Consider the following 24,178-nt stretch of genomic DNA (forward strand, 5'->3'; position numbering starts at 1 on the left):
GCAAAAGCCCGCTTGCAAACGCCAGCGTCAAACGCCATGCCGGGCCGCATGCAAAGCTTTGACCAGTCCCCGACCGATCCCGAATTCAATCAGGATCCCTATCCGCTCTACGCGGCGATGCGCGCCGCTGGCGATCTGGTGCGCTGGACCCAGTATGACCACGTCTGCGCCGTCAGCCACCGCGCGGTCAATGCCATCCTGCGTGACCGCCGTTTTGGTCGCGAAGTTCCGCCCGACCTTGCCGCTCCGGTGCCCCAACATCTTGCCGCGTTCTATGCGATCGAGGATCACTCGATGCTGGAACTGGAACCGCCGCGCCACACCCGGTTGCGCGGCCTTGTGCTGCGCGCCTTCACCTCGCGGCGCATCGCGGCGCTGCAACCCGAGATTGCCGACCTGAGCCACACATTGATCGACGCCATTCCCGAGGGCAACTTCGACCTGCTGCCGCATTTTGCCCAGAAGCTGCCGGTGATCGTCATCGCGCGATTGCTGGGGGTCCCGGACAGTCACGCCGACCAGCTGCTGCGCTGGTCCAATGCCATGGTGGCGATGTATCGGGCGGGGCGCAGCCGCGCGATCGAAGACGCGGCGAACGCCGCTGCCGCCGAATTCGCAGTCTTTCTGAACGGCTATATCAATGCCCGCCGCGCCGATCCGCGCGACGATCTTCTGACACAACTCATTGCCGCCGAGGAATCCGGCGCGGCGCTGACAACCGATGAGCTGATTTCGACCTGTATCCTGCTGCTGAACGCCGGCCACGAAGCCACCGTGCACACACTGGGCAATGGCGTCACCTGCCTGCTGAACCACGGGATTACCCCGACAGCGAGCAATGCGGACGCCGTCAGCGAAGAGATCCTGCGCTACGATCCTCCGCTGCACATCTTTACCCGCATCGCCTATGAGGACATCCCGATGTACGGGCACACCTTCCGGCGCGGTGACAGGGTGGCGCTGCTGCTGGCCTCGGCAAACCGCGACGCGACGGTCTGGGACCACCCCGAAGTGTTTGATCCCGCGCGCGGCAGGGCCGCACACACCAGCTTTGGCGGCGGGCTGCATTTCTGTGTCGGTGCGCCGCTGGCAAGGCTCGAGTTGCAGACCGCTCTGCCGATCCTGTTCGCGCGGATGCCGGATCTGCGGCTTGCCGCGCCTGTGCGCTACGCGACAACCTACCATTTTCATGGACTCGAGGCGCTGCACCTCGCGCGCTGATCGCCCCGGCGGCGCAGAGGGCGCGGCCCCGGCTGCTGGACGGTGGACCGGCGGGCGGCCCTCGCGCACAAGTCGGCGCCGCCGGGACAGGGTTGGCCTGGCGTGAATTACCGAGCGGTGTCAACGCGTTGACACACGCAAAAAAACTAGGGTTTTTTCTGTGGCGTCCAATAGGCCTGGCTGTGTTTTCGCAGGTCTTCATACGAAGTGATTCTGGTCTGCGCCGCCTCGCCTCCGCGGGCGACCAGCATGGCGATCAAAGTGTCGATCAGGGCCATCGCCCCGGCGTAGCACCCGAAATGATATGTCGACAGAACCGACGCGATCAATGTCTCGTCCGCGCGGAAATCCGGAGACACGATCTCACTGTCGGAAATCATGATCAGTTTCAGACCCTTGCGTCTGGCAAAGCCACAGGCTTCGATGGTTTCGCGGGAATATGGGGTAAAGGTGATCGCGATCACCACGTCTCCCGGCTGGGCAGAGTGCAGTTCGTCGATGGCACTGTTCATGTGGCGCGGGATCAGTTGCAGCGACGGCAGCGCCATCCGCCCGACATAGTGCAGATAATAGGCCAGCGCATAACTGGCACGCACCGCCGTCAGATACACCGTCGACGCCTCGCTCAGCATCGCAACAATCCGCTGCATCTGCGCGGCCTTCTGCCCTTCGAGTGTGCGTCGCACGATGGCCATCTCATTCGCCGAGGCCTCGGCCTGCACGATGCCCAGCACGCCCTGCTCCCGCAGCCCGTCGATCCATTCGGGTTTCTCCTCAGCGGCCGCTGAAACAAGCGCCTGTCGGAACGGTTCGCGCATTTCGTCATAGCCGCCAAAACCAAGCCGTTCGGCCAGCCGCACCAGCGTATAGGTGCTGACCCCAATCTTCTTGGCCGATTCACGAATTGGATCGAGTCCGAAATCGGAGGGGTGGTCGACCACATATTTCGCCGCCATCCGCAGACCCCGTGGCAGATTGGGAATCTCGTTTTTCAGGGTGGCAACAGTACGGTTCCTGAGCGTCGGGTCCATGCGCCGGCCTTTCCGATCCTCGCAATATCAGATGTTATTAATTGGCAAGATTGACCGGTTTCGTTTTTTACGCAAGACTTGCGCCATGCAGTTCCGGCCCAGCCCCACCGTCTCTGCCAACCCTCTGCTGAAAGACGTCATGTCCGATGCCCGCCCCGCCCGCAACTCTCCCTCGGTCAGCGCTGCCACCGCCACCGGACATGAGCTTTGTCAGCCCGAAGCCGGATCGGCGCCTGCGCCGGATCCGCCGCACCGGGCGGCCCCGATCTCGACCGATGGCGACCTGCGGCTCAGGGCACCGCCCCGCACTCCACCTGACCGATAAGGCCCCGCGAGGTCAAACCACCATCGCGGCGTCGATTGAAGCGTTGCAGACCCTGCTTGAAAGGCACATGCCATGAGCCACGTTTTTCCCCGTCACTGTCACACCCCCCTGCCCACCGCCGTCGGGGGCGACGGTTGTTATCTGATTGATGCGGACGGCAAACGCTACTTTGACGGTTCCGGCGGGGCGGCTGTCTCCTGCCTTGGCCATTCCAACGGCCGGGTGCAGGCGGCGATCAAGGCGCAGGTTGACCAGCTGGCCTTTGCCCACACCGGCTTTTTCACATCGGAGCCTGCCGAACAGTTGGCCGACCTGCTGATCGCCAACGCCCCCGGAGACCTGGACCGGGTGTATTTTGTCTCGGGCGGCTCCGAGGCGGTGGAAAGCGCGATCAAGCTGGCGCGGCAGTACCATGTCGAACGCGGCGAGCCGCAGCGGCGTCACCTGATCGCCCGGCGGCAAAGTTATCACGGCAACACCATCGGTGCGCTGTCGGCCGGCGGCAACGCCTGGCGTCGTCAGCAATTCGCCCCTCTGTTGGTCGAGATGAGCCATATCGCACCCTGCTATGAATACGCCGAACGCGCCGGAACCGAGACCGTCGAGGCCTACGGCCTGCGGGTCGCGGACGAACTGGAGGCCGAGATTCAGCGGCTCGGGACCGACAGCGTCATCGCCTTCATCGCCGAGCCCGTGGTGGGCGCGACACTGGGGGCAGTGCCGTCGGTGCCGGGCTACTTCAAACGCGTGCGCGAGATCTGCGACCGCCACGGTGTGCTGCTGATCCTGGATGAGGTCATGTGCGGCATGGGCCGTACCGGGCACCTTTTTGCCTGTGATGGCGATGGTGTGGCCCCCGATATCCTGTGCATCGCCAAAGGACTGGGCGCCGGGTATCAGCCGATCGGTGCAATGCTGTGTTCCGGCGGAGTTTACGAGACGATTGCGGGGGGCACCGGCTTTTTCCAGCACGGGCATACCTACATCGGGCATCCGGTGGCGGCGGCGGCAGGCCTTGCCGTGGTGTCCGAACTGCTGGAGCGTGACCTGATCCCGCAGGTCCAGGCACGCGGCAACTACCTGCAGTCTGCCCTGATGGCGCGCTTTGGCCAGCATGCCCATGTCGGTGACATCCGCGGCCGAGGCCTGTTCCGCGGCCTGGAGTTCGTGGCCGACCGCGCAACCAAAACGCCGTTCGACCCGGCTCTGGGCGTGGCGGGGAAGCTGAAGAAAGCCGCCTTTGCCGAAGGTCTGATCTGCTACCCGATGCCCGGCACGCGCGACGGTCGCCACGGCGATCACCTGCTGCTGGCGCCGCCGTTCATTGCGACCGAAGCTGAACTGGACGAGATGGTGGGCCGTCTGTCGCGTGCCGTCGACAGGGTGATGGCCGAAACTGTGTAATACCTCTGCCGACGGCGTCACGCTGCGACAGGGCCGAGCCCGGATGCCCCGCGGATGCAATTACGGCGCTCCTGAACCCTACGGCTGCCTGCCCGAGGCGCGTTCCGGCGGCCATTCGCTGGCCGCTTGAACCGGTCCCGGGGTATCTTCAGACCCGTTGCCCCTACCGCGCAGCGACGGCACCGCCGCGCGTTTCGGGCCGCGCGGCCGACAACGGAAGGCCGGAAGCGATCAGAAATGGGCCCGCGGTTCGTCAGGGCGACCGGCGAGTAGCGCCAGAGCCCCGCCCAGACCGGCAAAACAGATCGGAAACATGGTAAAGACGTTAAAGCCAAAGGCGACATACATGCCTGTGGCCGACAGCAACATCATGACACCGCCCCACAGCGCCCGGGACACCGCCATGGCGCCGCCTGCAATCGCCAGCATCGGCGACAGGATCGACACCATGCGCACCAGGGCGGGATCGTCGAACATGCCGAACAGCTCTTCGATTTCGCCAAAATGCCGGGCCACTTCGGTATAGCCGAACCCGGCGAAACCGACGACCATACCGATCATCCCGGCAATGATGCCCAGTGTCAGGGCGGCGTTGCGCATCTCAGCCCCGTCCCGACAGCGCGGTCTGAACCTCGCCGCCCCAGCCGAGCCACATCTCGTCACCCTGAACGATCAACGGCCGCTTCATCAGGCTTGGGTGCTCTTGCAGCAGTGCCTGCGCAGGCTGTGCGCGTTGCTCCGGTGTAAGTCCGCGCCAGGTGGTTGAACGCCTGTTCACGAGATCGGCGCCAAACTGTTCAAGCGCACGGCTGAGCAACGGCACCGGCACCCCATCCGTCCGCACATCCCGGAAGGTCGCTGTGTCCAGCACCTTCATCGCCTTGCGGCAGGTGTCACACGTCTTGAGTCCGTAGAGGATCATGCCCGCTCCTGTGTCATCACCTTCAAATAATCGCCCCGTCATCACATTGCGACCCTGTTTTGCTTGCTTTTTACATATCCCATGCAATCATTTTGCTCACGTGGCCCTCGGGGCCGGTTCGAAAACGGCACTCCGCACCCGGCATCTGCCGCCCTCCGAACCCTGCGGACCGCGCCGAAACCCTGACATTTTCAGGGAAAAGCAAGACATGAAGGAGACACGGGACATGCCGACGGGCACCGTGAAATGGTTTAACACCACCAAAGGATACGGGTTCATTGCACCCGATGATGGCGGCAAGGATGTGTTTGTGCACATCTCCGCAGTGGAACGCTCGGGCCTCACTGGCCTGGCCGACAATCAGAAAGTCGGATTTGAAATGCGCGAAGGCCGCGATGGGCGGCAGATGGCTTCGGATCTTACCCTTCTCTAGGGGGCCCTGTTCCAGGGGGATTGCCCGTGCCGGAGCTATTGCGCCTGAAGCTTGACCGCTTCGGTGCGGGCATATCCGATCAGGTCACGCACAAAAGGCTTGTCCACATCCGTGCTGCGGGTCGCAGCATACAGCCGCCGGGTGATGCCTGCGCGGGTCAGCGGTCGGGTGACGTAATCCGAGTTGTACTTGACCTCGCGCACAACCCAGTCCGGCAACACGGCAACACCGCGGTTGCTGGCCACCAGCAGCAGGATGACGGCTGTCAGTTCGACCTGCCGGATGGCGGCCGGCTCCACCTTGGCCGGTGTCAGCAACTGGCTGAACACGTCCAGCCGGGCGCGGTCCACCGGATAGGTGATCAGCGTCTGACCACGGAAGTCCTGCGCCTCGACATAGGCTTTCTTTGCCAGCGGATGTGTCGATGCGGCGACAAAAACCGCATTGTAATCAAACAGCTCGGTAAAGGTGACGCCCGAAATTTTTTCGGGATCCGACGACACCACCAGATCGACGTCCTCCTTCAGCAGCGCCGGAAGTGCGTCAAAGGCCAGTCCAGGGCGGATGTCCACATCGACATCCGGCCAGCTCTTGCGAAAGGCTTCCAGCACCGGAAACAGCCACTCGAAACAGGCATGACATTCGATCGCGATGTGCATCCGCCCCGAAGAGCCGGCCCGCAGGCCAGTGAACTCGTCCTGAAGCGCCTCGACCTGCGGCAGCACCTGCTCGGCCAGCCGCAACAGGCGCATGCCCGCCGCCGACAATGTCATGGGCTTGGACCGACGGACGAACAGCTCGACCCCCGCCTGATCCTCAAGCCCCTTGATCTGGTGGCTGAGCGCGCTTTGCGTGATGTTCAGCTGGTCCGCGGCCTTGGCGACACCGCCAGCTTCGTAGATCGCCTTGATCGTGCGCAGATGCCGGAATTCGATGTGCATACCCGCGTCCACCTCATGTTGTTGATGAGTTTTATGAGTTTGTCTCACAGAGGCGATCGTGCAACAAGAGCTGAAACGAGTACAAGGACCGCCGCCATGACCCGCCCCGAAATCTCTTTCGAGTTCTTCCCGCCCAAGAATATCGAAGCCACCTTCCGGCTCTGGGACACGGTGCAGGTGCTGGCTCCTCTTGCACCGCGGTTCGTCTCGGTGACTTATGGCGCCGGCGGGACGACGCGGGATCTGACCCGCGACGTGGTGTCGACCCTGCACAAACACTCCGGCCTGCGCACCGCCGCGCATCTGACCTGTGTCGATGCCACCCGCGCGGAAACGTTGCAGATCGCCCGCGACTTTGCGGACGCAGGCGTCACCGACATCGTTGCGCTGCGCGGCGACCCGCCCAAGGGCGCAAACGGCTTCGTCCCGCACCCCGAAGGCTTCCACAACTCGGTCGAACTGATCGAATCACTGAAAGCGACCGGTGATTTCACCATCCGTGTCGGTGCCTATCCCGACAAGCACCCCGAGGCCCCCACCGCGACGGCGGATGTCGAGTACCTGAAGCGCAAGCTGGATGCGGGTGCCGACGAAGCGCTGACGCAGTTTTTCTTCGAGGCCGAGACATTTTTCCGCTTCCGCGACGCCTGTGTGAAGGCCGGGATCGACAAGCCGATCGTTCCGGGCATCTTTCCGATCGAAAACTGGAAAGGCGCGCGCCGCTTTGCCGAAGCCTGTGGCACGCATATTCCCGCCTGGGTGATCGATGCCTTTGAAACGGCAACCCGCGACGGACGCCAGGACCTGCTGGCCACGGCGATGTGTACGGAGCTTTGTTCCGACCTGATCGACGGTGGCGTGGACAAGCTGCATTTCTACACGCTCAACCGGCCGGAACTGACGCGTGACGTCTGCTTCGCCCTCGGTGTCGCACCCGACGTAAAGCTGGAAAATGTCGCCTGACATCGCGACCCGGACCAAGAATTTTAAATAAAATTCTTGTGAAAATTCTTCGCAAGAATTTTCTCCCGGCGCGACCGGCACCGCCCCGCACGGGCCGGTGCGTCCGGCCGTTCTGATGTGCATGATACGTCGCGCTGAAATTGCCGATCTGCCCGAGATGCGACGCATCGCGCAGCAAGCCTATGCCCGTTACATCCCGGCGATAGGTCGCAGACCCGCGCCCATGGACGCGGATTATGCAGAGCAGATCAGTGGCGGGCACGCCTATGTTGCACAGACCGATACCGGTGATTTGGCCGGATTCATCGTCTTCTTCCCGAAGGGACAGTCGATGTTTCTGGAAAATGTCGCGGTGGATCAGGAGATGACGGGGCGGGGGATCGGCAGGGCCCTCATCACCTATTGTGAAACCCAGGCCCGCGTCGGTGGGTTCGGCTCGGTGTCGCTGTACACCAATGCCCGGATGACGGCCAATCTGCGGATCTATCCGCGCCTGGGATATGTCCGCACCGGACGTGGCCGCGAGGATGGCTTTGACAGGATTTATTTCAGCAAGGATCTGACTTCAGCCTGAGACCTGTCTGCCGATGCCCTCAGTCACGTCCCGCGCAGCCGCGAGCAGGGTGAATCCGGTAAACCGCTGTGCCGCCTGTTCGTGGAGAATCCGCACCACCAGCCCTGCCTGTTCGATGCCCAGGTCCGCGGTCTTTCCGGTATTCTCCAGCAGCCGCCGCAGCACTGGACTCGCCCACGCGGCGCCTGTCCGCCACCCGCATCACCTTCGATCAACCTCGGCTCGATCACTTTGAAAAACGCCCTCGTACCGTGAAAAATACAAGGCATTGAATTTCATGAAATATTTCTGAAATTACAAAAATGAAATGTAATTTCAAAAAAATTGCCCGCCAAACGGGTACGGCGTACATCAATCCCACAGCGAGGAGAAAACGCCATGAGCCTTCAGAACCCGGTATTCATTCCCGGCCCCACCAACATTCCCGAGGCGATCCGCAAAGCCTGCGACATGCCCACAATCGACCACCGCTCGCCACTGTTTGCGACGATCCTGCATCCCGCCATCGACGGCTGCCGCAAAGTGCTGAAGACGACCGAGGGCGAACTGTTCATCTTCCCCGCCTCCGGCACCGGCGGCTGGGAGGCGGCATTGTCCAACACCCTCAACCCCGGCGACACGGTTCTTGCCGCGCGCAACGGCATGTTTTCGCACAAGTGGATCGACATGTGCCGTCGCTTTGGCCTGAATGTCACCCAGGTTGACGTGCCCTGGGGCGAAGGGCTGCCCGTCGCGAAGTTTGGGGAGATCCTGCGTGCCGACACGTCGGGCACCATCAAGGCCGTCCTCGCCACGCACAACGAGACCGCAACCGGAGTGGTGTCCGACATCAGCGGCCTGCGCCGGGCGATGGACGACGCGGACCACGGCGCACTGCTGCTGGTCGATGGCGTCAGCTCGATCGGCTCCATGGACTTCCAGTTCGACGCCTGGGGTGTGGATGTCGCCGTTGCCGGGTCGCAAAAGGGGTTCATGCTGCCCGCCGGCCTTGCCATCGCCTGCTTTTCCGCCAAGGCCGTTGCCGCGTCCAGGACCGCGACCCTGCCCCGGACGTTCTGGAGCATCGACGACATGCGCAAAGGCTATGCCGCCAATGCCTACCCCTACACGCCGGCGGTCGGCCTGCTGAACGGGCTGAAGCTGTCGACAGAAATGCTGCTGGCCGAAGGGCTTGACCAAGTCTATGCCCGGCACGCCCGGATTGCCGACGGGGTGCGCGCCGCCGTCGCGGCCTGGGGCATGGCCCCCTGCGCCGCGACGCCCGACCTCTACTCCAACACGGTGACGGCGATCCGCACGCCCGAAGGCTTTGACGCGACCACGATCGTCGAACGTGCGGCGCAGGACTACGGCATGGCCTTTGGCACCGGTCTCGGCGATGTCGCGGGCAAGGTGTTCCGCATCGGCCATCTGGGCATGCTCACCGACGCCATGGCCCTGTCCGGCATCGCCACCGCCGAAATGGTCATGGTCGATCTGGGTCTGCCCGTGACCCTCGGGTCCGGCGTCGCTGCGGCACAGAGCGTTTACCGCAGGGGCCGCCCCCGGGCGACGGAACTGGCCGCATGACCCAGCGCGTCGCCAAGCGGGACTGGAATGTGACATCAACGGCGGCGGGACCAGTTCGAAGCCGGGGCTGCCGGTGGCCCATGGGCGCAGCGATGTCATCCGTGTCAAATGCTCGGACGAACATGGCGTCGTCGCGGACCCCGGCACGGATCTGAAAGTGAACGACAGGCCGGGTTTCGTGCCCGGCCACAGCGACCCGACCTGCAATGTGCATGACTGGAATGTCGGTTTTCGCAACAGCTGCGTCGAAACGCTCTGGCCGGTCTTCGCACGCGGCAAGGCCTGCTGACGTGGCAGGCAGCTCCCGGATTTCGGGGACTGCCGTTCGACGGCGTCTTTCTGGGAACCCCTGGACGCGTTGCGGAAGTGATCACCTCGATCACGTCGAGCTTTGCGCCGATCCTGCGTGACGCCTGTGACACTCCCGAAACCCACATTGCCTGCACGACAACCAACACCGGGAAAGCAGGAGGCTGGGGCGGACCGGCGTCTGCACCGAATTGATCGCCCAAAGCGTCGGAATCGGTGAAGCCCGGCACGCCATCGCTTCGGGGATGGTCGCGCCCGCCGACGTCACCGAAATCGGCGCCCTCATCAACGCCGCTGATCCCGGCTGCACCTCTGATGCGGAAATCCCCCTGTTCGACGGCACCGGAGCCGGCCTGCAAGACCTTGCAGTCGCCGCCAAATTGGTGAAGCTTGCACACCGGAACGGCACTGCCGTTTCGGTTGATTTCCAAGGCAAAGGCAATGACATGCGGGTGGCTCTTAACGGATTTGGCCGGATCGGTCGCACCATCCTGCGCCAGCTTTTGGCCACGCATTCCGATATCACCGTCGCGCTGATCAACGACATCGCGCCTCTGGACACATGCGCCTATCTTTTCCGCTACGATTCGGTGTTCGGGCCGTTTCCGGGGGAAGTACGGACTGATCCGGACGCGTTGATCATCAACGATCAGACCATCCCGTTCCGCCAGAAACGTGATCTGGCCGATCTGGACCTGTCCGACGTCGATGTGGTCATGGATTGCACCGGCACAATCAGCACCCGTGCCCATGCGGCGCGCGGTCTGACGGCGGGTGCCAGGAATGTCCTGATATCGGGTCCCTGCGACGAGGCCGAGCAGACCATTGTTCTGGGGGCGAACGCGCATCTTCTGGCGGATGCCCGCATCGTGTCAAACGCATCCTGCACAACGAATGCACTGGCGCCGCTGCTGCGCGTCCTGCAGGACAGCTGCGGTGTGGTCCAGGGACATATGACCACGATACATTGTTACACCGGCAGTCAGCCGATGGTCGATGCCCCCCGGGGTGATCTGGCCCGCAGCCGTGCCGGCGCCGTGTCCATGGTTCCGACCACCACCAGCGCCACCCGGCTGATCGACCGTGTTCTGCCCGACATCGCAGGTCGGGTGACAGGTGCCGCGGTGCGCGTCCCGGTGATCAGCGTTTCTGCCATCGACCTCGTGGTAACTCTGAAAACATTGCCGGATCAGCCGCTTGCGGATCATCTTGCATGTATCGCACAAACGTCTGCGGTACTGGGTGTCACCCGAGATGCCACCGTGTCCACCGACTTGCGCGCCCGCCCGGAATCCCTGGTGATCGCTCTGCCGGAAACCATTCAGAGCGGCAATCAGGCGCGGATCTTCGGCTGGTATGACAACGAATGGGGCTTTTCGGCCCGCATGATCGACATGGCGCGGTTGATGGCCGCGCGCTGACGCAGCCTAGCGCGCCAGCCGCGCCAGTTGCGCGACTCCCGCCAGCGCCCTGTCGTGTTTGCCGTCTTCCAGGAAGGTCTGCACCCGGGCCAGTGCCGTCGGCAGGCAGAGCCGGTCCAGCACGGCGCTGTTGCCCAGCGCCTTGCGGCGAATGGTGAAATAACTCACCCGCAGATCCCGGGCACCAAAGGAATACTTGTACGGCTCGTTGCCGTGGCAGAAATCGTAGTCGGCAAACCCGTTCTCGATACCCCAGCGAATGCTCTCGGCGTGCAAAAGCAGCCCGATCGCCGCCGCATCCGATCCCGTGTCACGCCCGGCGACGATGAAATGCAGACGGTCCATCTCGTGATCCACCACATGCCCCAGCGCCCCGAGAGGTCTGTCGCCCTGCCACAGCACCGGCAAAAAGAGACAGTCGATCTTCAGCGCGGTTTCCAGGATCAGCCGATAGTTCGCCGCCACCTTTGCGGCCGCCTCGGCGCCCTTGCTGGCCAGCCATTTTTCCTGCCAGAACCCAAGCAGGATATCCACGTCACGGCGGAATGTCCGGGCGGTGGCAAAGCTGATGTGCCAGTCGCCATTTGTCAGGAAGCGGCGGGAAAAGCGGCGGATTTTTTGCCGGGTGCCTGGGCGCGGCATGGTCTGAAGCCAGGTTTCATAGCTGCCCGGCAGCGGCACATGCGGGCACAGCAGGTTGTCGGTGGCGCCATCATTGATCATGTAGGGCCGAAAGCTGACGTCAAAGTCGTTGTCCGCAAACGACTGTGCGAACAGGGCCGCCCGGTTGCGCGACGATTCGTAGCGCAACGACAGGGTCGACCAGGGCAGGGTCTGCAGGCGCCGCGCAATCGCCGCTATCGCGGTGTCCTCGAAAGCGGGATCGCACAGAAAGCCGGTGTATTCGCTGTACAGCAACCGACCGCCGGCCTCGATCTCGGTCTGGAACTCAGAGCGCGACCGGCTCCAGTGTACCCGCAGCCGCAGCGGCATGACGCAGACCGGTCCGGCATTGCGGTCCGGGCCGTGCGCGACGAGAACCCGCCACTGCCCCGGCGCCGCGCGAAAGGCGGCATCCAGCCAGGCCCAGGACAGAAATATCGTGCCTTCGGGGTCACGGGCCTGCAACGCCATCCAGCCGGGTCTGAGCGCCTGAAACCCCTCGTAGGTGTCGATCACGCTGACCTGGATACCGCTGTCGCGTGACACAACCTTGGTGGCGGCGGCCATGCGGGCCGCGATCCGCGCCTGGATGTCATCGGGCTGGTCTAGCATGGATGCACCCTCAGACCCTCAGCACAGGGCGGCGCTTTTTCTTCAACAGCCGCGCCGCTTCCCGCGCTTCGCGTCGTGCCTCCTGCACCGTGACATATTGAAAATTCACCATCGCCGCCTCGAAGGCATCGCGCAGCGGCAGAGTCAGCTTGTCCTGAGCCGCGAAATAGGCGCCAACCTTGCAGATGTGGGCCGCAAATTCGGGGTGGACACCGGCGTCGTCATACTTGCGCACCCGGTCCTTGTTCAGCCAGCCGCGCTTGGCCTCTTCTTTCAGGATCAGCTTGAAGCGCTGGATGCAGTGCAAGGTCACATAGGTCGACAGATAGCGGAAATACTCTTCGAGACTGTGGCCGCAGCTGGGATCGAAGGCATCAATCACCACATCGACCATGGCGTCCGGTTCCAGTGGCCAGGCCTCATCACCGATCAGCCAGGCGATGTCCTCGGCGCCGTGGCGCACGCCGCAGTATTCAAAGTCGAACCAGCGCAGCTTGCCGTCCGCGCCGATGGCGGCATTGCCGGACCGGCAGTCCCATTTGATGAACTGCGTCATCGGGACCGCAAGCCGTTCATACACCGCCTGCCCGTCAAAGTCCTTGCCGACGCCCGGCCCGTAGGGCTGCAGGGCCGTGGCCGCGTTGATGAAGTTTTCGTACCACTCGCCATTGCTGCCGAGATTGGGCAGAAAGGTGTGCAGATCCGTGGCGCGCGCCGCATTCTGGAACCGAAAGATCCCGGCGACGGCATTTTCGGCCATGTGCTGACGCTCGCTGCCCTCGACGCGGGCAATCTCGACGTTCAGTCTCTTGCGGCCCACATCGGACTGGAACAGGATTTCGCCGACAACACCCAGCATCCGTGGCACGTCATCGCAATGCGCCGAAATCTGTTCCAGCGCATGGGCTTCGAGGTGGGTGCGGCGGAAGTTGGGCCGGAGCGTCGCAATCACGCTCTGATCCTTGAAATGGATCCGAAAGCTCGAACGGCCGTCGCCGCCGGGCGCCGAGGTCTTGACCACCGGCTTGCCGAAATGCGACTCGGCGGCGGTCACGATGCGCGACAGGCGGCTCTCGCTGGACTCAGACATCGGCAAATCTCCATTCTCTCGGCAATAAATTCGGCGGCGGCTGTCGCGCGCGGCCACGCGACGGCACCGACCTTTCGGCTAAACAAAGATTTCGGCAATTTTATGGTATTTCCGGTGTCACACAGGTTCCGCGGCCTGCTGACGGCAGCCTGCTGGAAACAATGGGGCGCACGCCGGGACACTGTCGCCATTCCTACAACGATTGCCCACGGATTGGAAACGCCGTGCCGCCGTTGGCGGAACGCCGGTTCAGTCCGGCAGAATCTGTGCGTCGATCAATGCCAGGCGACCGGTGCGGACCTCGCTCAGCGCCTCTTGCAGAGCTTTTGCCAGCCCGGCTTCGTCCCGGACGGTTGCGGTCCAGGCGCGGCTGGCCCCGGCAATTGCCGCAAAATCCGGTGACGGACCCAGCCCGGTCAACGGCATCTCGTTCGCCCGCGCCGCTGCGCCGTCGGGATACAGCCCGCGCACCGACTGACGCACCGCGCCCCATTCATGATTGTTCAGCACCAGAACCAGAATGCCGATGCCAAGGGATTCCGCGATCTGGTGGCAAGCGACAGGGTTGGAAAAAATGTAGGATCCGTCGCCCATCGTCGCCACGACCATGCGGTCGGGCGCGGCCATCCTGGCCCCCAGGGCCGCCGGAAAACACCAGCCCAGCCCACCGGAGTGCGGTTCCTGAAACCAGGACCGGTGGTCGCGGCGCGGCAGCGCCCCCAGCACGCAGCCCAGTTCGGAAAATACCGCGGATGGCAGACCGTCAAGCGCGGCGCCCAGGGCCCGGCTCACTCCGGCCTTGGTCAGCGCACCGTCGGCCCGGGGCCGCGCCGCCGCCGCCGTCCGGTCCCGATCCGCCCGCGCCAGATCACCCACCCGGCGGCGGCGCACGGCGATTTCGTCGGTGTCGCGTGCATGTTTCCCCATCTCGGCGATCAGGGCCGGCAGGGTGTCGGCGCTTTCCCCGGCGATGCACAGATCGGCCGGAAAACTGCGGCCGGGATAGCGGCTGAACAGCGGGTCGGGTCCGATATGGATGACCTTCGCCCCGGGTCTGAGCGGGTGTCTGTCCGGCCACCAGGGCGCGAGACAGTCAAGAACCACCACCACGTCCGCCTGCGCCAAGGCGGCGCCCGGGTCAGCCCCGACATGGCAGGGATGGTCGGTCGCCAGCGCCAGATGCGTCGCCCACCAGCTGCTGACCGCAATGCCCCAGTCCGCGACCCACGCGCCAAAGGCGTCGAAACTGGCTGCATCCCCTGCCCCGCGCTGTGCGATCACCAGCGGGGCCCTGGCCGCGGCCAGCCACGTCGCCGCCTGTTCCAGAGCCGCGGCATCCGGTGCGATCCGGACCGGGCGCTGCAACGGGGCCGCATCGAGCCCGCTGGCGGGAATGGTCTCGCACAGCACTTCGCGCGGGAGGGACAGATAGACCGGCCCCTTCGGCGTCGAGTTGGCAACCGCATGGGCGCGGTCCAGCATCGGCGACACCTGTTCCGGAAACTTCAGCTCGTAGTCCCACTTGGCGGCTTCGCGCACCAGTGCGGTCTGATCGCGCATTTCCTGCCCCCAGCCGATGGGCACGGTGCGCGCGCCGAACCGTCCGCCCTCGGTCACCGGGGTGCGGCCCGACATCAACACCATCGGCACATGGTCGCAGGCCGCATTCAGCGCGCCGATGGCACCGTTCGCTAGACCGACGTTGGTGTGCAGCATCACCGCCTGCGCCCGCCCGGACAGCAGGTAATAGCCGTGCGCCATGCCCATCGCCGCGTGTTCATGCGGCATGACCAGTGCCTGCGGCAGGTCTTCTCCGGCTTCGGCCGCCTGCGCCAGACCTTCGATGATCGGCGGAAAGTCGGTCCCGGAATTGGCAAAGACACAGTCCACACCCAGCGCCTTCAACCGCGGGAACAAGGCCCCCCCGGCAGTGATCCTCGTGGCCATGCCCTACCCCGCCAGCAGCCGCGGCAGCCACAGGGACAGACCCGGCAACATCAGCAGCACCACAACCCGGACGATCTCGGCACCAAAGAACGGCATGACCCCTTTGAAGGTTTCGATCATCGGCGTGTCCCTGGCCAGGGCCGAGATCACAAAGACGTTCATCCCCACGGGTGGCGTGATCAGTCCCAGTTCCACGACAATCAGCGCCAGAATGCCGAACCAGACCTTGAGATCTTCGGTGCTCATCCCGAACCCGGCGCCTTCGGTCCCCTGGTACATGCCGCCGTTCAGATCCATCAGCACCGGCCAGAAGAACGGGATCACCAGCAGGATCATCGAGAGGCTGTCCATCAGGCAGCCCAGCAGCACCAGCGCGATCAGCAGCAGGACCATCACCGTCATCGGCGCATATCCCGACTGAATGATCCACTCTGCCGTTGCCTGCGGCAGGCCCGCGCGCGACATGAAGATCTTCATCAGTTCGGCGCCCAGCAGGATCAGATAGATCATGCCCGCGGTTCTGGCGGTTTCCTGAATGCTGTCGACCAGTTCGGCGGTCCGGATGCGACCGCGCAGCGCGCCATAGAGCCAGACCAGCGCCACCCCGATCGAGGCGGCCGGGGTCGGGTTGTAGAAACCACCGTAGATCCCGCCCAGCACGACACCAAAGATCAGCACGACCGGGATCACCCCCAGCGTTGCCGCGCGAAACTCGGCGCGGTCGATACCGGCGCCGCGCGGGCCCGCCTCGGGACGGATCCAGACGTAGATAGCGATTGTCAGGATGAACAGCAGCACCGCCAGCAGGCCGGGCACCAGGGCGGCGGCGAACATGGTGACGATGTTCGCCTCGACGATGATTGCGTAGATGATCAGCACGACCGACGGCGGGATCAGGATACCCAGCACCCCGCCAGCCGCCAGCGTGCCGGTGGCCAGCGCGCCGGAATAACCGTAGCGCTTGAGTTCCGGCAGCGCCACGCGCCCCATGGTCGACGCGGTGGCAAGCGACGAGCCGCAGACCGCGCCAAAGCCTGCACAGGCCGCGATCGCTGCCATCGCCGTGCCGCCGCGCATCCGCCCCAGCCAGGCGTTGGCGCAGCGGAACAGGGCAGTGCTCAGCCCTGCCTTGGAGGCCAGCGCGCCCATCAGGATGAACATCGGCACGACCGTCAGGTCGTAGATCGAGAACTGGCCATAGGCGAGCGTCTTGAGCTGGTTGAGCAGCAGCGCGGGTCCGTTCAGCAGCGCCACCCCGACGCCGCCGACAAGGATCATCGCGTAACCGATGGGGATGCGGATGGCGATCAGCGCGACCAGAATGGCCAGCGCCGTGAACCCCAGTGTGATCGGATCCATCAGGTTGTTCCTCTCAGCACCGCGGCATGGTCACGCAGCGACACCAGCGCCGCCAGCGCCAGCAGGGCCAGGGACACCAGGATCGGCAGGAACGCCAGCCAGACCGGAACCTGCAGGATGGTGGTGGTATAGCCATACGCACGCTGATCCCCCATGCCGGCATACATGCGCCACAGCAGCAGCAGCGCAAACCCAAAGGCGATCACCGCGCCCACCAGCTTGAGACAGGCCACAGTGCGCGGCCCGGCCCCCGAGGTGAAGATGTCGGCCGTCACATTACCGTCCGACACCTGGGTGTAGGGCAGAAAGGCAAAGACCGCGATTGCGACGCCCAACTCGGTCAGTTCGAAATCCCCCGGCACGGGACGGCCGATGATGGCCCCCAGTATGGACGCCACGTTCATCAGAACCACCGCAAACAGCAGCGCACCGCCCAACAGGGCCCAGAGGGTGATCACACGGACAGCCGCACCGGTCCAGCCGGTGCGGCTCCTGTTCAGGGGGTCGGTCACTTACATGCTGCCCGCGTTGTCCGCGACCAGTTTGCGTGCCTTTTCGACCAGAGCGGCGCCATCGATACCGCTGCCCGCAACATCCGCGATCCAGCGGTCCACAACAGGTGCCACCGCGTCGCGGAACGCCTGTGTCTCGGCTTCGGTCAGTTCGATATGGGTGTTGCCCGCGTCGGTCGCGATCTTGAGGCCAAAGTCATCGGTGCCGCGCCAGACATCGCCCACCTTGCCCCACCAGTCGCGTCCGGAGGCATCCTTGAACGCCTTCTTGATATCGTCGGGCAGCCCGGCCCAGCGGTCGCCGTTCATCGAGACCTGGAAGGTGGTTGTGCCCAGACGCTCTTCTTCGAAGCCTTCGATCTGGTATTGGGTCTGGTCCTGGATCGCCAGCGGCGGAATGATCTCGAACGGGATCAGCGCTCCGTCCACCACCTTTTTCTGCAGCGCCGGCGGCAGTTCCGGCACCGGCATGCCGATCGGGGATGCACCCAGCGCCTCGATCACCCAGGCACCGGTCCGGGTCGGAATACGCAACTTGGTCCCGGCCAGATCGGCGGGTGCGCGCACTTCCTTGTCGACCATGTGGATGGCCTGACCGGCGTGGACATGCAGGAACATCACCTCAAGGCCTTTGTAGTCGTCCTTGAGATCACTTTCGAACATGTCGAACAGCGCCAGATTGGCCGCCCTTGGATCGTTCTTGAACACCGTTGGCAGTTCCATCACCTCGGTCCGCGGGAACAGACCGGGGGTATAGCCGTTCACCGTCCAGATCAGGTCGACGACACCGTCGCGCGCCTGCTGCACCAGTTCGGGGGGGCGCCCGCCCAGGGTCATCGCCGGAAAGATCTCGATCTTGACCTGCCCGCCGGAATTTTCCTCGACCTGCTTGGCCCAGGGCTCGAGCATCTCGGTCTGCGCCGGCGACCGTGCGCCGAGCAGGTGGTGCAGCCGGAATGTGTAATCCTGCGCCGCGGCGGCGCTGGCCAAGGTCATGGCAACGGCTGTTCCCGCCATCGCCCCCATCATCGTGCGTCTCTTCATTGTATCCTCCCTGGATGTTTCCCGATTGCGGGTCTTGTTCTCTGCTTTTATGCAGGCCGGTCCTTGTCCGGCACCACACTTGTTGTGATCGATACCCTTTCCGGCGCGTGACCGGCAAATATCAATCATGCCGTGATTTATAATTTCAGGCTAGCCCACCCCGCGCGTGCCGACGTCCGCCATCAGCGCGATTCCCGGAATCCGCGCTGAATGTCTGGCCCCCTCACCCAGAAAGAAATTCAGGTTGCGCAGGGCAAGGCGGGCATGTTCGCGCGCCAGCGCCTCGGCGCGCGCGCCCTCGCGCTGGCGAATGGCATCGACGATCGAGCGGTGGTGGTCCTGTGCCACCAGCAGCGAACGCAGGGTCTGCGGGATCACCGCCTGCCCCTGCAAAAAGGCACTGGGCCCCGCCATCGGCATGTTGGTCACACGTTCAAGCTCCCGCAGCACCACCGCGCTGCCCCCAAGTTGCGCCAGGGCGTGATGAAACTGCGCGTTCAGATCCATGTACAGTTCGAAATCCGTATTCTCGGCACTCCGCCCGAGCGCGACGTCGATCCTGTCCAGAAGCGCATCGCAGGCGGCAAGCCGGTCCCCGGACACGCCGCGCTCCGCAGCAAGCCGACAGGCCAGACCTTCGAGCGTTCCGCGCAGCTCGATTCCATCCTCGACGTCGGCGCGGGTCAGGCTGCGCACCATGCACCCGCCGGTGGGCATCTTTTCCAGCAGGCCCTGCTCTACCAGCTCCGACATCGCCTCGCGCAGGGGTGTGCGGGACACCCCGAGATCCCGGGCCAGCGCAACCTCTGACACCCGGTCCCCCACGGCGAGCGCGCCGGTGAGGATCCGCTCGCGCAGGCCCATGACGGCGCGCTGATAACTGATCTTCTTTTCGGCTTCGGCCACACCGGTCCCCTCGCGTCCTCTGAGGATGTTTGTATACATTAATTTTCATCTGTCACATGAAAATCGCCATCTCGTCCACATGATAGCAAAAATATGGTAGGCCAAGATTATAATTGTCGACATTTATCTGCGACCGGCCTAGCTTTCCCAAACCAGTCAGATTGGGAATCGCCACCGTGACCGACGCCCCCCTTGCCCCGCTCGACACCTCGATCAGCATCCAGCAACTGGATGAAGACCCCTATCCGATCTACCGTCGGCTGCGTGCGGAATCGCCGGTGCTGCGGGTTCAGTCCGTCGGCCGCACCCTTCTGACCCGTGCCGAGGACACCAAGTACGTCAAGGACAATCCCGGCCTGTTCAGCTCGGACGACCCGAACACGCCGATGCAGCGCGCCTTTCTGGCGCAGACGCTGATGCGCAAGGATGGCGACGCGCACAAATGCGAACGCGACGCCATGGCGCCGGCCTTCAATCCCCGGGTCATCCAGACCGAGTGGGTCCCCAAGTACCGCGAGATTGCCGAAGCCTACCTCGACCGGTTGCCGCGGAACGAACCGGTCGACCTGTTCAGCCTGCTTGCCGCGCCCTATGCCGCGCGCGGCCTTGCCGTGCTGCTGGGCACGGAAGAGGCGTCGGATGCCGAAATGATCCGTTGGTCGCAAGTGCTGATCGACGGCGCGGGCAACTTCGGCTGGCGGCCGGAACCCTTTGAAAAGACCGACATCGCCAATGCCGAAATGGACGCGCTGTTCGACCGGATCAGCGCGCGTCACCGGGCCGAGCCCAACAACTCGGCCCTGTCGGTGATGCTCAACGCCGATCGCCCGATTCCCAAAAGCCAGATCTACGCCAACATCAAGATCGCCATCGGCGGCGGCATCAACGAACCGCGCGACGCGCTGTGCACCATCCTGTACGGCCTGCTCACCAATCCGGATCAGCTTGAACAGGTGCGCGCGAATGCCGACTGGAGCAAGGCGTTCGAAGAAGGCGTGCGCTGGGTCGCCCCCATTCAGGCCTCGTCGCGTCTGGTCACCGAAGACACCGAGATCCGCGGTTGCAGGATCCCCAAAGGTGACACCGTGATGACGATTCAGGCTTCGGCCAACCGCGATGAAGACCTGTATGACAACGGCGAGGCGTTTGTCGTCTATCGGGACAAGAACCCGCATCAGGCCTTTGGCAACGGGCCCCACTTCTGTCAGGGCACACATGTGGCCCGGCGTGCGGTCGGCGTGGTGATGCTGCCGCTGCTGTTCGAACGCTTCCCGGACATCCGGCTGGTGGCGCCGGAAAAGGTGCTCTGGCGCGGATTTGGCTTTCGCGGACCGACCTCGCTGCCGGTGATCCTGTCGTGACAGCAAGATAGGCCTCGAAGCGGCCCGGCTTTGACGCTACTCAGGGCGCCATGAGCAACGCCACACCTTTTGAAATCTTCCTTGTCGCCCCCCCGGGCCTCGAATCCCTGCTGTGCGCCGAAGCGCGGGAAAAGGGGTTTGACGGCGCGGTTGTGACGCCGGGCGGCGTCACCTTCACCGGCGGCTGGCCCGAGGTGTGGCGCGCCAACCTGACCCTGAGAGGGGCATCGCGCGTCCTTGCGCGGATCGGCGCGATCCGGGTGATGCATCTGGCCCAGCTGGACAAGCGGGCGCGCAAATTTCCCTGGGCCGAAGTGCTGCGCCCCGATGTGCCGATCCGCGTCGACGTCAGCTGCAAGGCGTCGCGCATCTACCACGCCGGTGCCGCCACCCAGCGGATCGAAACCGCCCTGAAGGAAAGCCTTGGCGCGACGATTGCCGCCGATGCCCCGCTGCGGCTGATGGCGCGGATCGAGGATGACCTTTGCACATTTTCGCTCGACACCTCCGGCGAACCGCTGCACAGGCGCGGCCACAAAGAAGCGGTGGGCAAGGCTCCGATTCGCGAAACCCTGGCCGCGCTGTTCCTGCGCCAATGCGGCTACAGCGGCAGCGAGCCGGTGGTCGACCCGATGTGTGGCTCCGGCACTTTCGTCATCGAAGCGGCGGAAATCGCCCGCGGGCTGTATCCCGGACGATCCCGCACCTTTGCCTTTGAACAGTTCGCGAGCTTTGATCCCGCGCTTTGGGCACAGATGCGCGGCGCCGCCACGCCCCGCACCCCGGACAGCCGCTATTTCGGCAGCGACCGCGACACCGGCGCAATCCGCATGAGCACCGCAAACGCCGAACGTGCGGGGGTGCAGGATATCGCCAGCTTCCGGCACAACGCGGTCAGCGATCTGATCCGCCCCGAGGGCCGCCCGGGCCTGGTCATGGTCAATCCGCCCTATGGCACCCGGATCGGCGAGAAAAAGCTCTTGTTTGCGGTCTATGGCGCGCTTGGCAAGACTCTGCTCGAGCGGTTCAAAGGCTGGCGCGTCGGCATGGTCACAACCGACCTGGGGCTTGCCAAGGCGGCGGCCCTGCCCTTCACCACGCCGCTGCCGCCGGTGTCGCACGGCGGCCTGCGCATCCAGCTGTTGCAGACGGAACCGCTGCGCTGAACCACCGTGTCAGGGGCGGCAAGCGGACCGGAGCGGTCATATTTTCGTGACCCTCCACAGGGGCGAGCTGACGGAAACCAGCCACGGGTGCTGTCCGACCGGCCTCGGTGAACAGGATCTGCGCGTCGGCGCCTGCTTTGCGTGCATCCGACAGCGTTTCATCGCCGCCGGACCCGGCCCGCCTGAACAAACGCGTTGTACCCTGTCACCACATCAGAGTAGGAAGCGACCATGTATCGACAACGGGCGACATGCTGACATGAAAATGCGCGACACCTTCATCAAGCCCATGCACCCCGAGGGGCGCCGGTTTGTGGCGATATTCGCCGCCATCACCGTGGTTCTGTTCCTGGTCTGGGAGGTGCTGGGCTGGGTCGGTCTGGGCCTGACCATCTGGTGCTATTACTTCTTTCGCGATCCGCAGCGCACGACGCCGACCCGCGCCGGGCTGATCGTCAGCCCCGCAGACGGTGTGGTGTCCCTGATCGAACCGGCGGTGCCCCCCGCCGAGCTGGGCATGTCCGACCAGCCGCTGACCCGGGTGAGCGTGTTCATGAACGTGTTCAACTGCCATGTGAACCGCGCCCCGGTCGCGGGCCGCATCAGCGCCATCGCCTACCGGCCGGGCAAGTTCCTGAACGCCTCGCTCGACAAGGCCAGCGAAGACAATGAACGCAACAGCCTGTGCATCGACATGGAAGACGGCCGCCAGATCGCCGTCGTGCAGATCGCGGGCCTCGTGGCGCGCCGGATCGTCTGTTTCGTCACGCCGGGCACCGAGATCCTCACCGGGCAGCGCTTTGGCCTGATCCGTTTCGGGTCGCGGCTGGATGTCTATCTTCCCGACGGCGTGCCGCCGATGGTGAACATCGGTCAGACCATGGTGGCAGGCGAAACCGTGCTTGCAGATCTCCTGTCGGACGAACCGGCCCGCGTCGGACGCACGGGTTAACGGATGAGGGACGACGTACCGGGCCAGAAGGGCGATCTGCAGCTTGTCCAACTGCTGCCCAACCTCATGACCATCGCCGCCATCTGCGCCGGACTGACCGCGATTCGCTTTGGCTTTCAGTCCGATTTCGAACGCGCTGTGCGGCTGATCCTGCTGGCAGCGGTTCTGGACGGTCTGGACGGGCGCCTTGCCCGGATGCTCAAGAGCGAATCCAAGATCGGCGCCGAACTCGACTCTCTGGCCGATTTCCTGAACTTCGGGGTGGCCCCGGCGCTGATCGTACACGTCTGGGCCCTGCAGCACTGGCGTGGCGCCGGCTGGATCGCGGTGCTGGTCTATGCGATCTGCTGCGTGCTGCGCCTGGCCCGGTTCAACGTCACCAGCAAGGACGCGGACGACACCGCTGACAAAAGCTTTTTCGTTGGTGTGCCGTCACCGGCAGGGGCGTTTCTGGTGATGTTGCCGATGTTCGTTGCGTTTCTGTTCCCGGACATGCCGCGCCTGCCGGTCGAAGTGCTTGCCGGGTATGTGGTGGCGGTCGGATTGCTGATGATCAGCAACATCCCGACGTATTCTTTCAAGAAGATCGCTGTCTCGCGGCGCGACGCAAAATTCGTCGTTGTCGGCTTCGTGCTCTTGATTGCCGCACTCCTGACCTATCTCTGGGCGACGCTGGCCTTGCTGAGCATCGGCTACGCCGCAACCGTTATCTGGGCTCTGCGCCCGGGCAAGACCCCGAAGCGCGGGCAAGGATAACTGCATGGACATCGACGCTGTCAAATCTTCCTACGCCCGCTGGGCGCCTGTCTATGATCGCACCTTTGGCGCCCTGACCCGCGCCGGTCGCCACGCAACGGTGCGCTACATCAACAGCCAGCCGGTCGAATCCGTGCTCGAGGTAGGTGTCGGCACCGGCCTTGCCCTGCCTTACTATCGCAACGACCTGAAGGTGACCGGCATCGACTTCAGCGAGGACATGCTGAAAAAGGCCCGGCGCCGCGTCGACGAGGACGCGCTGGACCATGTGGCGGACCTGCGTCAGATGGATGCCCGGTCGCTGGACTTTCCCGACGATCACTTCGACGTCGTGACCGCGATGCACATCGTCTCGGTGGTGCCCGAACCCGAACGGGTGGTGTCCGAGATGGCGCGGGTCTGCAAACCCGGCGGCAAGATCGTGATCACCAACCACTTTGCCAGCGACAAGGGCATTCTGGCTGTGGTCGAAAAGCTGAGCGCGCCGTTCTCGGAACTGCTGGGGTGGCACTCGGATTTCTGCATCTCGACGGTGCTGGCGAACCCCACTCTGACAGTGGTGGAACGCAGATCCCTGCCCCCCATGGGCGTGATGACCTTTCTGGTGCTGGAAAAGTCCGCGCACGTGGTGTCCTGACAGCCCGCCGCCGGGCCTGCCCGGCAGTATCCCGCAGCATTGACAGCCATGGACACAGCC

The 24,178-nt window shown here is 64.1% G+C and carries 25 protein-coding genes and 1 pseudogene; 14 read left to right on the forward strand and 12 right to left on the reverse strand.

Translation table 11 applies throughout. The annotated features are described in order from the left end of the window. The first annotated feature begins 48 nt into the window (after nucleotides 1-48). On the forward strand, nucleotides 49-1,221 hold the full coding sequence (locus tag FOY53_RS03860; RefSeq protein ID WP_146585905.1) for a cytochrome P450: 1,173 nt from the start codon (nucleotides 49-51) through the stop codon (nucleotides 1,219-1,221). Nucleotides 1,222-1,367: 146 nt separating this feature from the next. Here FOY53_RS03860 and FOY53_RS03865 read toward each other — a convergent pair whose 3' ends face one another. Then, the gene (locus tag FOY53_RS03865) at nucleotides 1,368-2,252 is read right to left on the reverse strand and encodes a MurR/RpiR family transcriptional regulator (RefSeq protein ID WP_146585906.1); all 885 of its coding nucleotides are present in this window, start codon (nucleotides 2,250-2,252) and stop codon (nucleotides 1,368-1,370) included. Nucleotides 2,253-2,391: 139 nt separating this feature from the next. On the opposite strand from FOY53_RS03865, the gene FOY53_RS03870 reads away from it, so the two are divergent. Together FOY53_RS03870 and FOY53_RS03875 are read left to right on the forward strand one after the other, a co-directional pair. Next, complete coding sequence (locus FOY53_RS03870; protein ID WP_222435215.1) at nucleotides 2,392-2,577, forward strand: hypothetical protein; 186 nt, start codon at nucleotides 2,392-2,394, stop codon at nucleotides 2,575-2,577. Between the two features lie 72 nt (nucleotides 2,578-2,649). After that, nucleotides 2,650-3,981 (forward strand): aspartate aminotransferase family protein, encoded by a 1,332-nt coding sequence (locus FOY53_RS03875; protein WP_146585908.1) that lies wholly within the window; start codon nucleotides 2,650-2,652, stop codon nucleotides 3,979-3,981. Between the two features lie 231 nt (nucleotides 3,982-4,212). On the opposite strand, the gene FOY53_RS03880 is transcribed toward FOY53_RS03875, so the two are convergent. Continuing rightward, nucleotides 4,213-4,581, reverse strand: a complete 369-nt coding sequence (locus tag FOY53_RS03880) for a hypothetical protein (RefSeq protein ID WP_146585910.1) — start codon at nucleotides 4,579-4,581, stop codon at nucleotides 4,213-4,215. A gap of 1 nt (nucleotide 4,582) precedes the next feature. After that, nucleotides 4,583-4,903: an ArsC/Spx/MgsR family protein gene (locus FOY53_RS03885; protein WP_146585912.1), complete on the reverse strand. Its 321-nt coding sequence runs from the start codon at nucleotides 4,901-4,903 to the stop codon at nucleotides 4,583-4,585. Between the two features lie 226 nt (nucleotides 4,904-5,129). Here FOY53_RS03885 and FOY53_RS03890 point away from each other — a divergent pair, with 226 nt between their 5' ends. Next, nucleotides 5,130-5,336 (forward strand): cold-shock protein, encoded by a 207-nt coding sequence (locus FOY53_RS03890; protein WP_146586097.1) that lies wholly within the window; start codon nucleotides 5,130-5,132, stop codon nucleotides 5,334-5,336. Between the two features lie 35 nt (nucleotides 5,337-5,371). On the opposite strand, the gene FOY53_RS03895 is transcribed toward FOY53_RS03890, so the two are convergent. Continuing rightward, nucleotides 5,372-6,277, reverse strand: coding sequence for a LysR family transcriptional regulator (locus tag FOY53_RS03895; RefSeq protein ID WP_146585914.1), 906 nt, complete (start codon nucleotides 6,275-6,277; stop codon nucleotides 5,372-5,374). A gap of 96 nt (nucleotides 6,278-6,373) precedes the next feature. On the opposite strand from FOY53_RS03895, the gene metF reads away from it, so the two are divergent. Together metF and FOY53_RS03905 are read left to right on the forward strand one after the other, a co-directional pair. After that, a complete protein-coding gene (gene metF, locus FOY53_RS03900) occupies nucleotides 6,374-7,240 on the forward strand; it encodes a methylenetetrahydrofolate reductase [NAD(P)H] (RefSeq protein WP_146585916.1) in 867 nt (288 codons plus the stop codon). A 121-nt stretch (nucleotides 7,241-7,361) separates the two neighbouring features. Next, nucleotides 7,362-7,814, forward strand: coding sequence for a GNAT family N-acetyltransferase (locus tag FOY53_RS03905; protein ID WP_146585918.1), 453 nt, complete (start codon nucleotides 7,362-7,364; stop codon nucleotides 7,812-7,814). Here the strand turns inward: FOY53_RS03905 and FOY53_RS22980 are convergent. Continuing rightward, complete coding sequence (locus FOY53_RS22980; RefSeq protein ID WP_186766496.1) at nucleotides 7,806-7,979, reverse strand: hypothetical protein; 174 nt, start codon at nucleotides 7,977-7,979, stop codon at nucleotides 7,806-7,808. The genes FOY53_RS03905 and FOY53_RS22980 overlap by 9 nt on opposite strands. 213 nt (nucleotides 7,980-8,192) lie before the next feature. Between FOY53_RS22980 and bhcA the strand changes: the two genes are divergently transcribed. The 3 genes and pseudogenes from bhcA (at nucleotide 8,193) to FOY53_RS03920 (ending at nucleotide 11,113) form a co-directional block, all read left to right on the forward strand. Further along, nucleotides 8,193-9,383, forward strand: coding sequence for an L-aspartate--glyoxylate aminotransferase BhcA (bhcA, locus tag FOY53_RS03910; RefSeq protein ID WP_146585920.1), 1,191 nt, complete (start codon nucleotides 8,193-8,195; stop codon nucleotides 9,381-9,383). A 64-nt stretch (nucleotides 9,384-9,447) separates the two neighbouring features. After that, a pseudogene (locus tag FOY53_RS23595) lies at nucleotides 9,448-9,672 on the forward strand (DSD1 family PLP-dependent enzyme); the annotation flags it as partial. A 211-nt stretch (nucleotides 9,673-9,883) separates the two neighbouring features. Continuing rightward, complete coding sequence (locus FOY53_RS03920; protein ID WP_146585924.1) at nucleotides 9,884-11,113, forward strand: glyceraldehyde 3-phosphate dehydrogenase NAD-binding domain-containing protein; 1,230 nt, start codon at nucleotides 9,884-9,886, stop codon at nucleotides 11,111-11,113. Between the two features lie 6 nt (nucleotides 11,114-11,119). Here FOY53_RS03920 and FOY53_RS03925 read toward each other — a convergent pair whose 3' ends face one another. From FOY53_RS03925 to FOY53_RS03955, 7 genes are all read right to left on the reverse strand, one after another. Further along, nucleotides 11,120-12,388 carry a GNAT family N-acetyltransferase gene (locus FOY53_RS03925; RefSeq protein ID WP_146585926.1) on the reverse strand — a complete coding sequence of 423 codons (1,269 nt, stop codon included), beginning with the start codon at nucleotides 12,386-12,388 and terminating at the stop codon, nucleotides 11,120-11,122. Between the two features lie 10 nt (nucleotides 12,389-12,398). Next, nucleotides 12,399-13,478 (reverse strand): hypothetical protein, encoded by a 1,080-nt coding sequence (locus FOY53_RS03930; RefSeq protein WP_146585928.1) that lies wholly within the window; start codon nucleotides 13,476-13,478, stop codon nucleotides 12,399-12,401. A 249-nt stretch (nucleotides 13,479-13,727) separates the two neighbouring features. Then, nucleotides 13,728-15,425 (reverse strand): thiamine pyrophosphate-requiring protein, encoded by a 1,698-nt coding sequence (locus FOY53_RS03935; RefSeq protein ID WP_146585930.1) that lies wholly within the window; start codon nucleotides 15,423-15,425, stop codon nucleotides 13,728-13,730. Nucleotides 15,426-15,428: 3 nt separating this feature from the next. Further along, on the reverse strand, nucleotides 15,429-16,784 hold the full coding sequence (locus tag FOY53_RS03940) for a TRAP transporter large permease (RefSeq protein ID WP_146585932.1): 1,356 nt from the start codon (nucleotides 16,782-16,784) through the stop codon (nucleotides 15,429-15,431). After that, on the reverse strand, nucleotides 16,784-17,296 hold the full coding sequence (locus tag FOY53_RS03945; protein WP_246107273.1) for a TRAP transporter small permease: 513 nt from the start codon (nucleotides 17,294-17,296) through the stop codon (nucleotides 16,784-16,786). The genes FOY53_RS03940 and FOY53_RS03945 overlap by 1 nt, the downstream gene beginning before the upstream one ends. Next, nucleotides 17,297-18,340 carry a TRAP transporter substrate-binding protein gene (locus FOY53_RS03950; RefSeq protein ID WP_146585934.1) on the reverse strand — a complete coding sequence of 348 codons (1,044 nt, stop codon included), beginning with the start codon at nucleotides 18,338-18,340 and terminating at the stop codon, nucleotides 17,297-17,299. A 150-nt stretch (nucleotides 18,341-18,490) separates the two neighbouring features. Next, nucleotides 18,491-19,285 (reverse strand): GntR family transcriptional regulator, encoded by a 795-nt coding sequence (locus FOY53_RS03955; protein ID WP_146585936.1) that lies wholly within the window; start codon nucleotides 19,283-19,285, stop codon nucleotides 18,491-18,493. Between the two features lie 137 nt (nucleotides 19,286-19,422). On the opposite strand from FOY53_RS03955, the gene FOY53_RS03960 reads away from it, so the two are divergent. The 5 genes from FOY53_RS03960 (at nucleotide 19,423) to FOY53_RS03980 (ending at nucleotide 24,118) form a co-directional block, all read left to right on the forward strand. Continuing rightward, complete coding sequence (locus tag FOY53_RS03960) at nucleotides 19,423-20,607, forward strand: cytochrome P450 (RefSeq protein WP_146585938.1); 1,185 nt, start codon at nucleotides 19,423-19,425, stop codon at nucleotides 20,605-20,607. 50 nt (nucleotides 20,608-20,657) lie between these two features. After that, complete coding sequence (locus FOY53_RS03965; RefSeq protein WP_146585940.1) at nucleotides 20,658-21,773, forward strand: THUMP domain-containing class I SAM-dependent RNA methyltransferase; 1,116 nt, start codon at nucleotides 20,658-20,660, stop codon at nucleotides 21,771-21,773. Nucleotides 21,774-22,032: 259 nt separating this feature from the next. Next, nucleotides 22,033-22,725 (forward strand): phosphatidylserine decarboxylase, encoded by a 693-nt coding sequence (locus FOY53_RS03970; protein WP_146585942.1) that lies wholly within the window; start codon nucleotides 22,033-22,035, stop codon nucleotides 22,723-22,725. Between the two features lie 3 nt (nucleotides 22,726-22,728). Continuing rightward, nucleotides 22,729-23,481 carry a CDP-diacylglycerol--serine O-phosphatidyltransferase gene (gene pssA / locus FOY53_RS03975; RefSeq protein ID WP_146585944.1) on the forward strand — a complete coding sequence of 251 codons (753 nt, stop codon included), beginning with the start codon at nucleotides 22,729-22,731 and terminating at the stop codon, nucleotides 23,479-23,481. A 4-nt stretch (nucleotides 23,482-23,485) separates the two neighbouring features. After that, nucleotides 23,486-24,118, forward strand: a complete 633-nt coding sequence (locus FOY53_RS03980; protein WP_146585946.1) for a class I SAM-dependent methyltransferase — start codon at nucleotides 23,486-23,488, stop codon at nucleotides 24,116-24,118. Nucleotides 24,119-24,178 lie beyond the last annotated feature (60 nt).

The organism is Puniceibacterium confluentis, assembly GCF_007923445.1.
In the GTDB taxonomy this organism is placed as follows: Bacteria; Pseudomonadota; Alphaproteobacteria; order Rhodobacterales; family Rhodobacteraceae; genus Puniceibacterium; species Puniceibacterium confluentis.

Excerpts from the sequence above, each read along its gene's own strand:
- FOY53_RS03860 (WP_146585905.1), top strand. The coding sequence starts at position 49 with ATGCAAAGCTTTGACCAGTCCCCGACCGATCCCGAATTCAATCAGGAT.
- FOY53_RS03865 (WP_146585906.1), bottom strand. The coding sequence starts at position 2,252 with ATGGACCCGACGCTCAGGAACCGTACTGTTGCCACCCTGAAAAACGAG.
- FOY53_RS03870 (WP_222435215.1), top strand. The coding sequence starts at position 2,392 with ATGTCCGATGCCCGCCCCGCCCGCAACTCTCCCTCGGTCAGCGCTGCC.
- FOY53_RS03875 (WP_146585908.1), top strand. The coding sequence starts at position 2,650 with ATGAGCCACGTTTTTCCCCGTCACTGTCACACCCCCCTGCCCACCGCC.
- FOY53_RS03880 (WP_146585910.1), bottom strand. The coding sequence starts at position 4,581 with ATGCGCAACGCCGCCCTGACACTGGGCATCATTGCCGGGATGATCGGT.
- FOY53_RS03885 (WP_146585912.1), bottom strand. The coding sequence starts at position 4,903 with ATGATCCTCTACGGACTCAAGACGTGTGACACCTGCCGCAAGGCGATG.
- FOY53_RS03890 (WP_146586097.1), top strand. The coding sequence starts at position 5,130 with ATGCCGACGGGCACCGTGAAATGGTTTAACACCACCAAAGGATACGGG.
- FOY53_RS03895 (WP_146585914.1), bottom strand. The coding sequence starts at position 6,277 with ATGCACATCGAATTCCGGCATCTGCGCACGATCAAGGCGATCTACGAA.
- metF (WP_146585916.1), top strand. The coding sequence starts at position 6,374 with ATGACCCGCCCCGAAATCTCTTTCGAGTTCTTCCCGCCCAAGAATATC.
- FOY53_RS03905 (WP_146585918.1), top strand. The coding sequence starts at position 7,362 with ATGATACGTCGCGCTGAAATTGCCGATCTGCCCGAGATGCGACGCATC.
- bhcA (WP_146585920.1), top strand. The coding sequence starts at position 8,193 with ATGAGCCTTCAGAACCCGGTATTCATTCCCGGCCCCACCAACATTCCC.
- FOY53_RS03925 (WP_146585926.1), bottom strand. The coding sequence starts at position 12,388 with ATGCTAGACCAGCCCGATGACATCCAGGCGCGGATCGCGGCCCGCATG.
- FOY53_RS03930 (WP_146585928.1), bottom strand. The coding sequence starts at position 13,478 with ATGTCTGAGTCCAGCGAGAGCCGCCTGTCGCGCATCGTGACCGCCGCC.
- FOY53_RS03935 (WP_146585930.1), bottom strand. The coding sequence starts at position 15,425 with ATGGCCACGAGGATCACTGCCGGGGGGGCCTTGTTCCCGCGGTTGAAG.
- FOY53_RS03940 (WP_146585932.1), bottom strand. The coding sequence starts at position 16,784 with ATGGATCCGATCACACTGGGGTTCACGGCGCTGGCCATTCTGGTCGCG.
- FOY53_RS03950 (WP_146585934.1), bottom strand. The coding sequence starts at position 18,340 with ATGAAGAGACGCACGATGATGGGGGCGATGGCGGGAACAGCCGTTGCC.
- FOY53_RS03955 (WP_146585936.1), bottom strand. The coding sequence starts at position 19,285 with ATGTATACAAACATCCTCAGAGGACGCGAGGGGACCGGTGTGGCCGAA.
- FOY53_RS03965 (WP_146585940.1), top strand. The coding sequence starts at position 20,658 with ATGAGCAACGCCACACCTTTTGAAATCTTCCTTGTCGCCCCCCCGGGC.
- FOY53_RS03970 (WP_146585942.1), top strand. The coding sequence starts at position 22,033 with ATGAAAATGCGCGACACCTTCATCAAGCCCATGCACCCCGAGGGGCGC.
- pssA (WP_146585944.1), top strand. The coding sequence starts at position 22,729 with ATGAGGGACGACGTACCGGGCCAGAAGGGCGATCTGCAGCTTGTCCAA.
- FOY53_RS03980 (WP_146585946.1), top strand. The coding sequence starts at position 23,486 with ATGGACATCGACGCTGTCAAATCTTCCTACGCCCGCTGGGCGCCTGTC.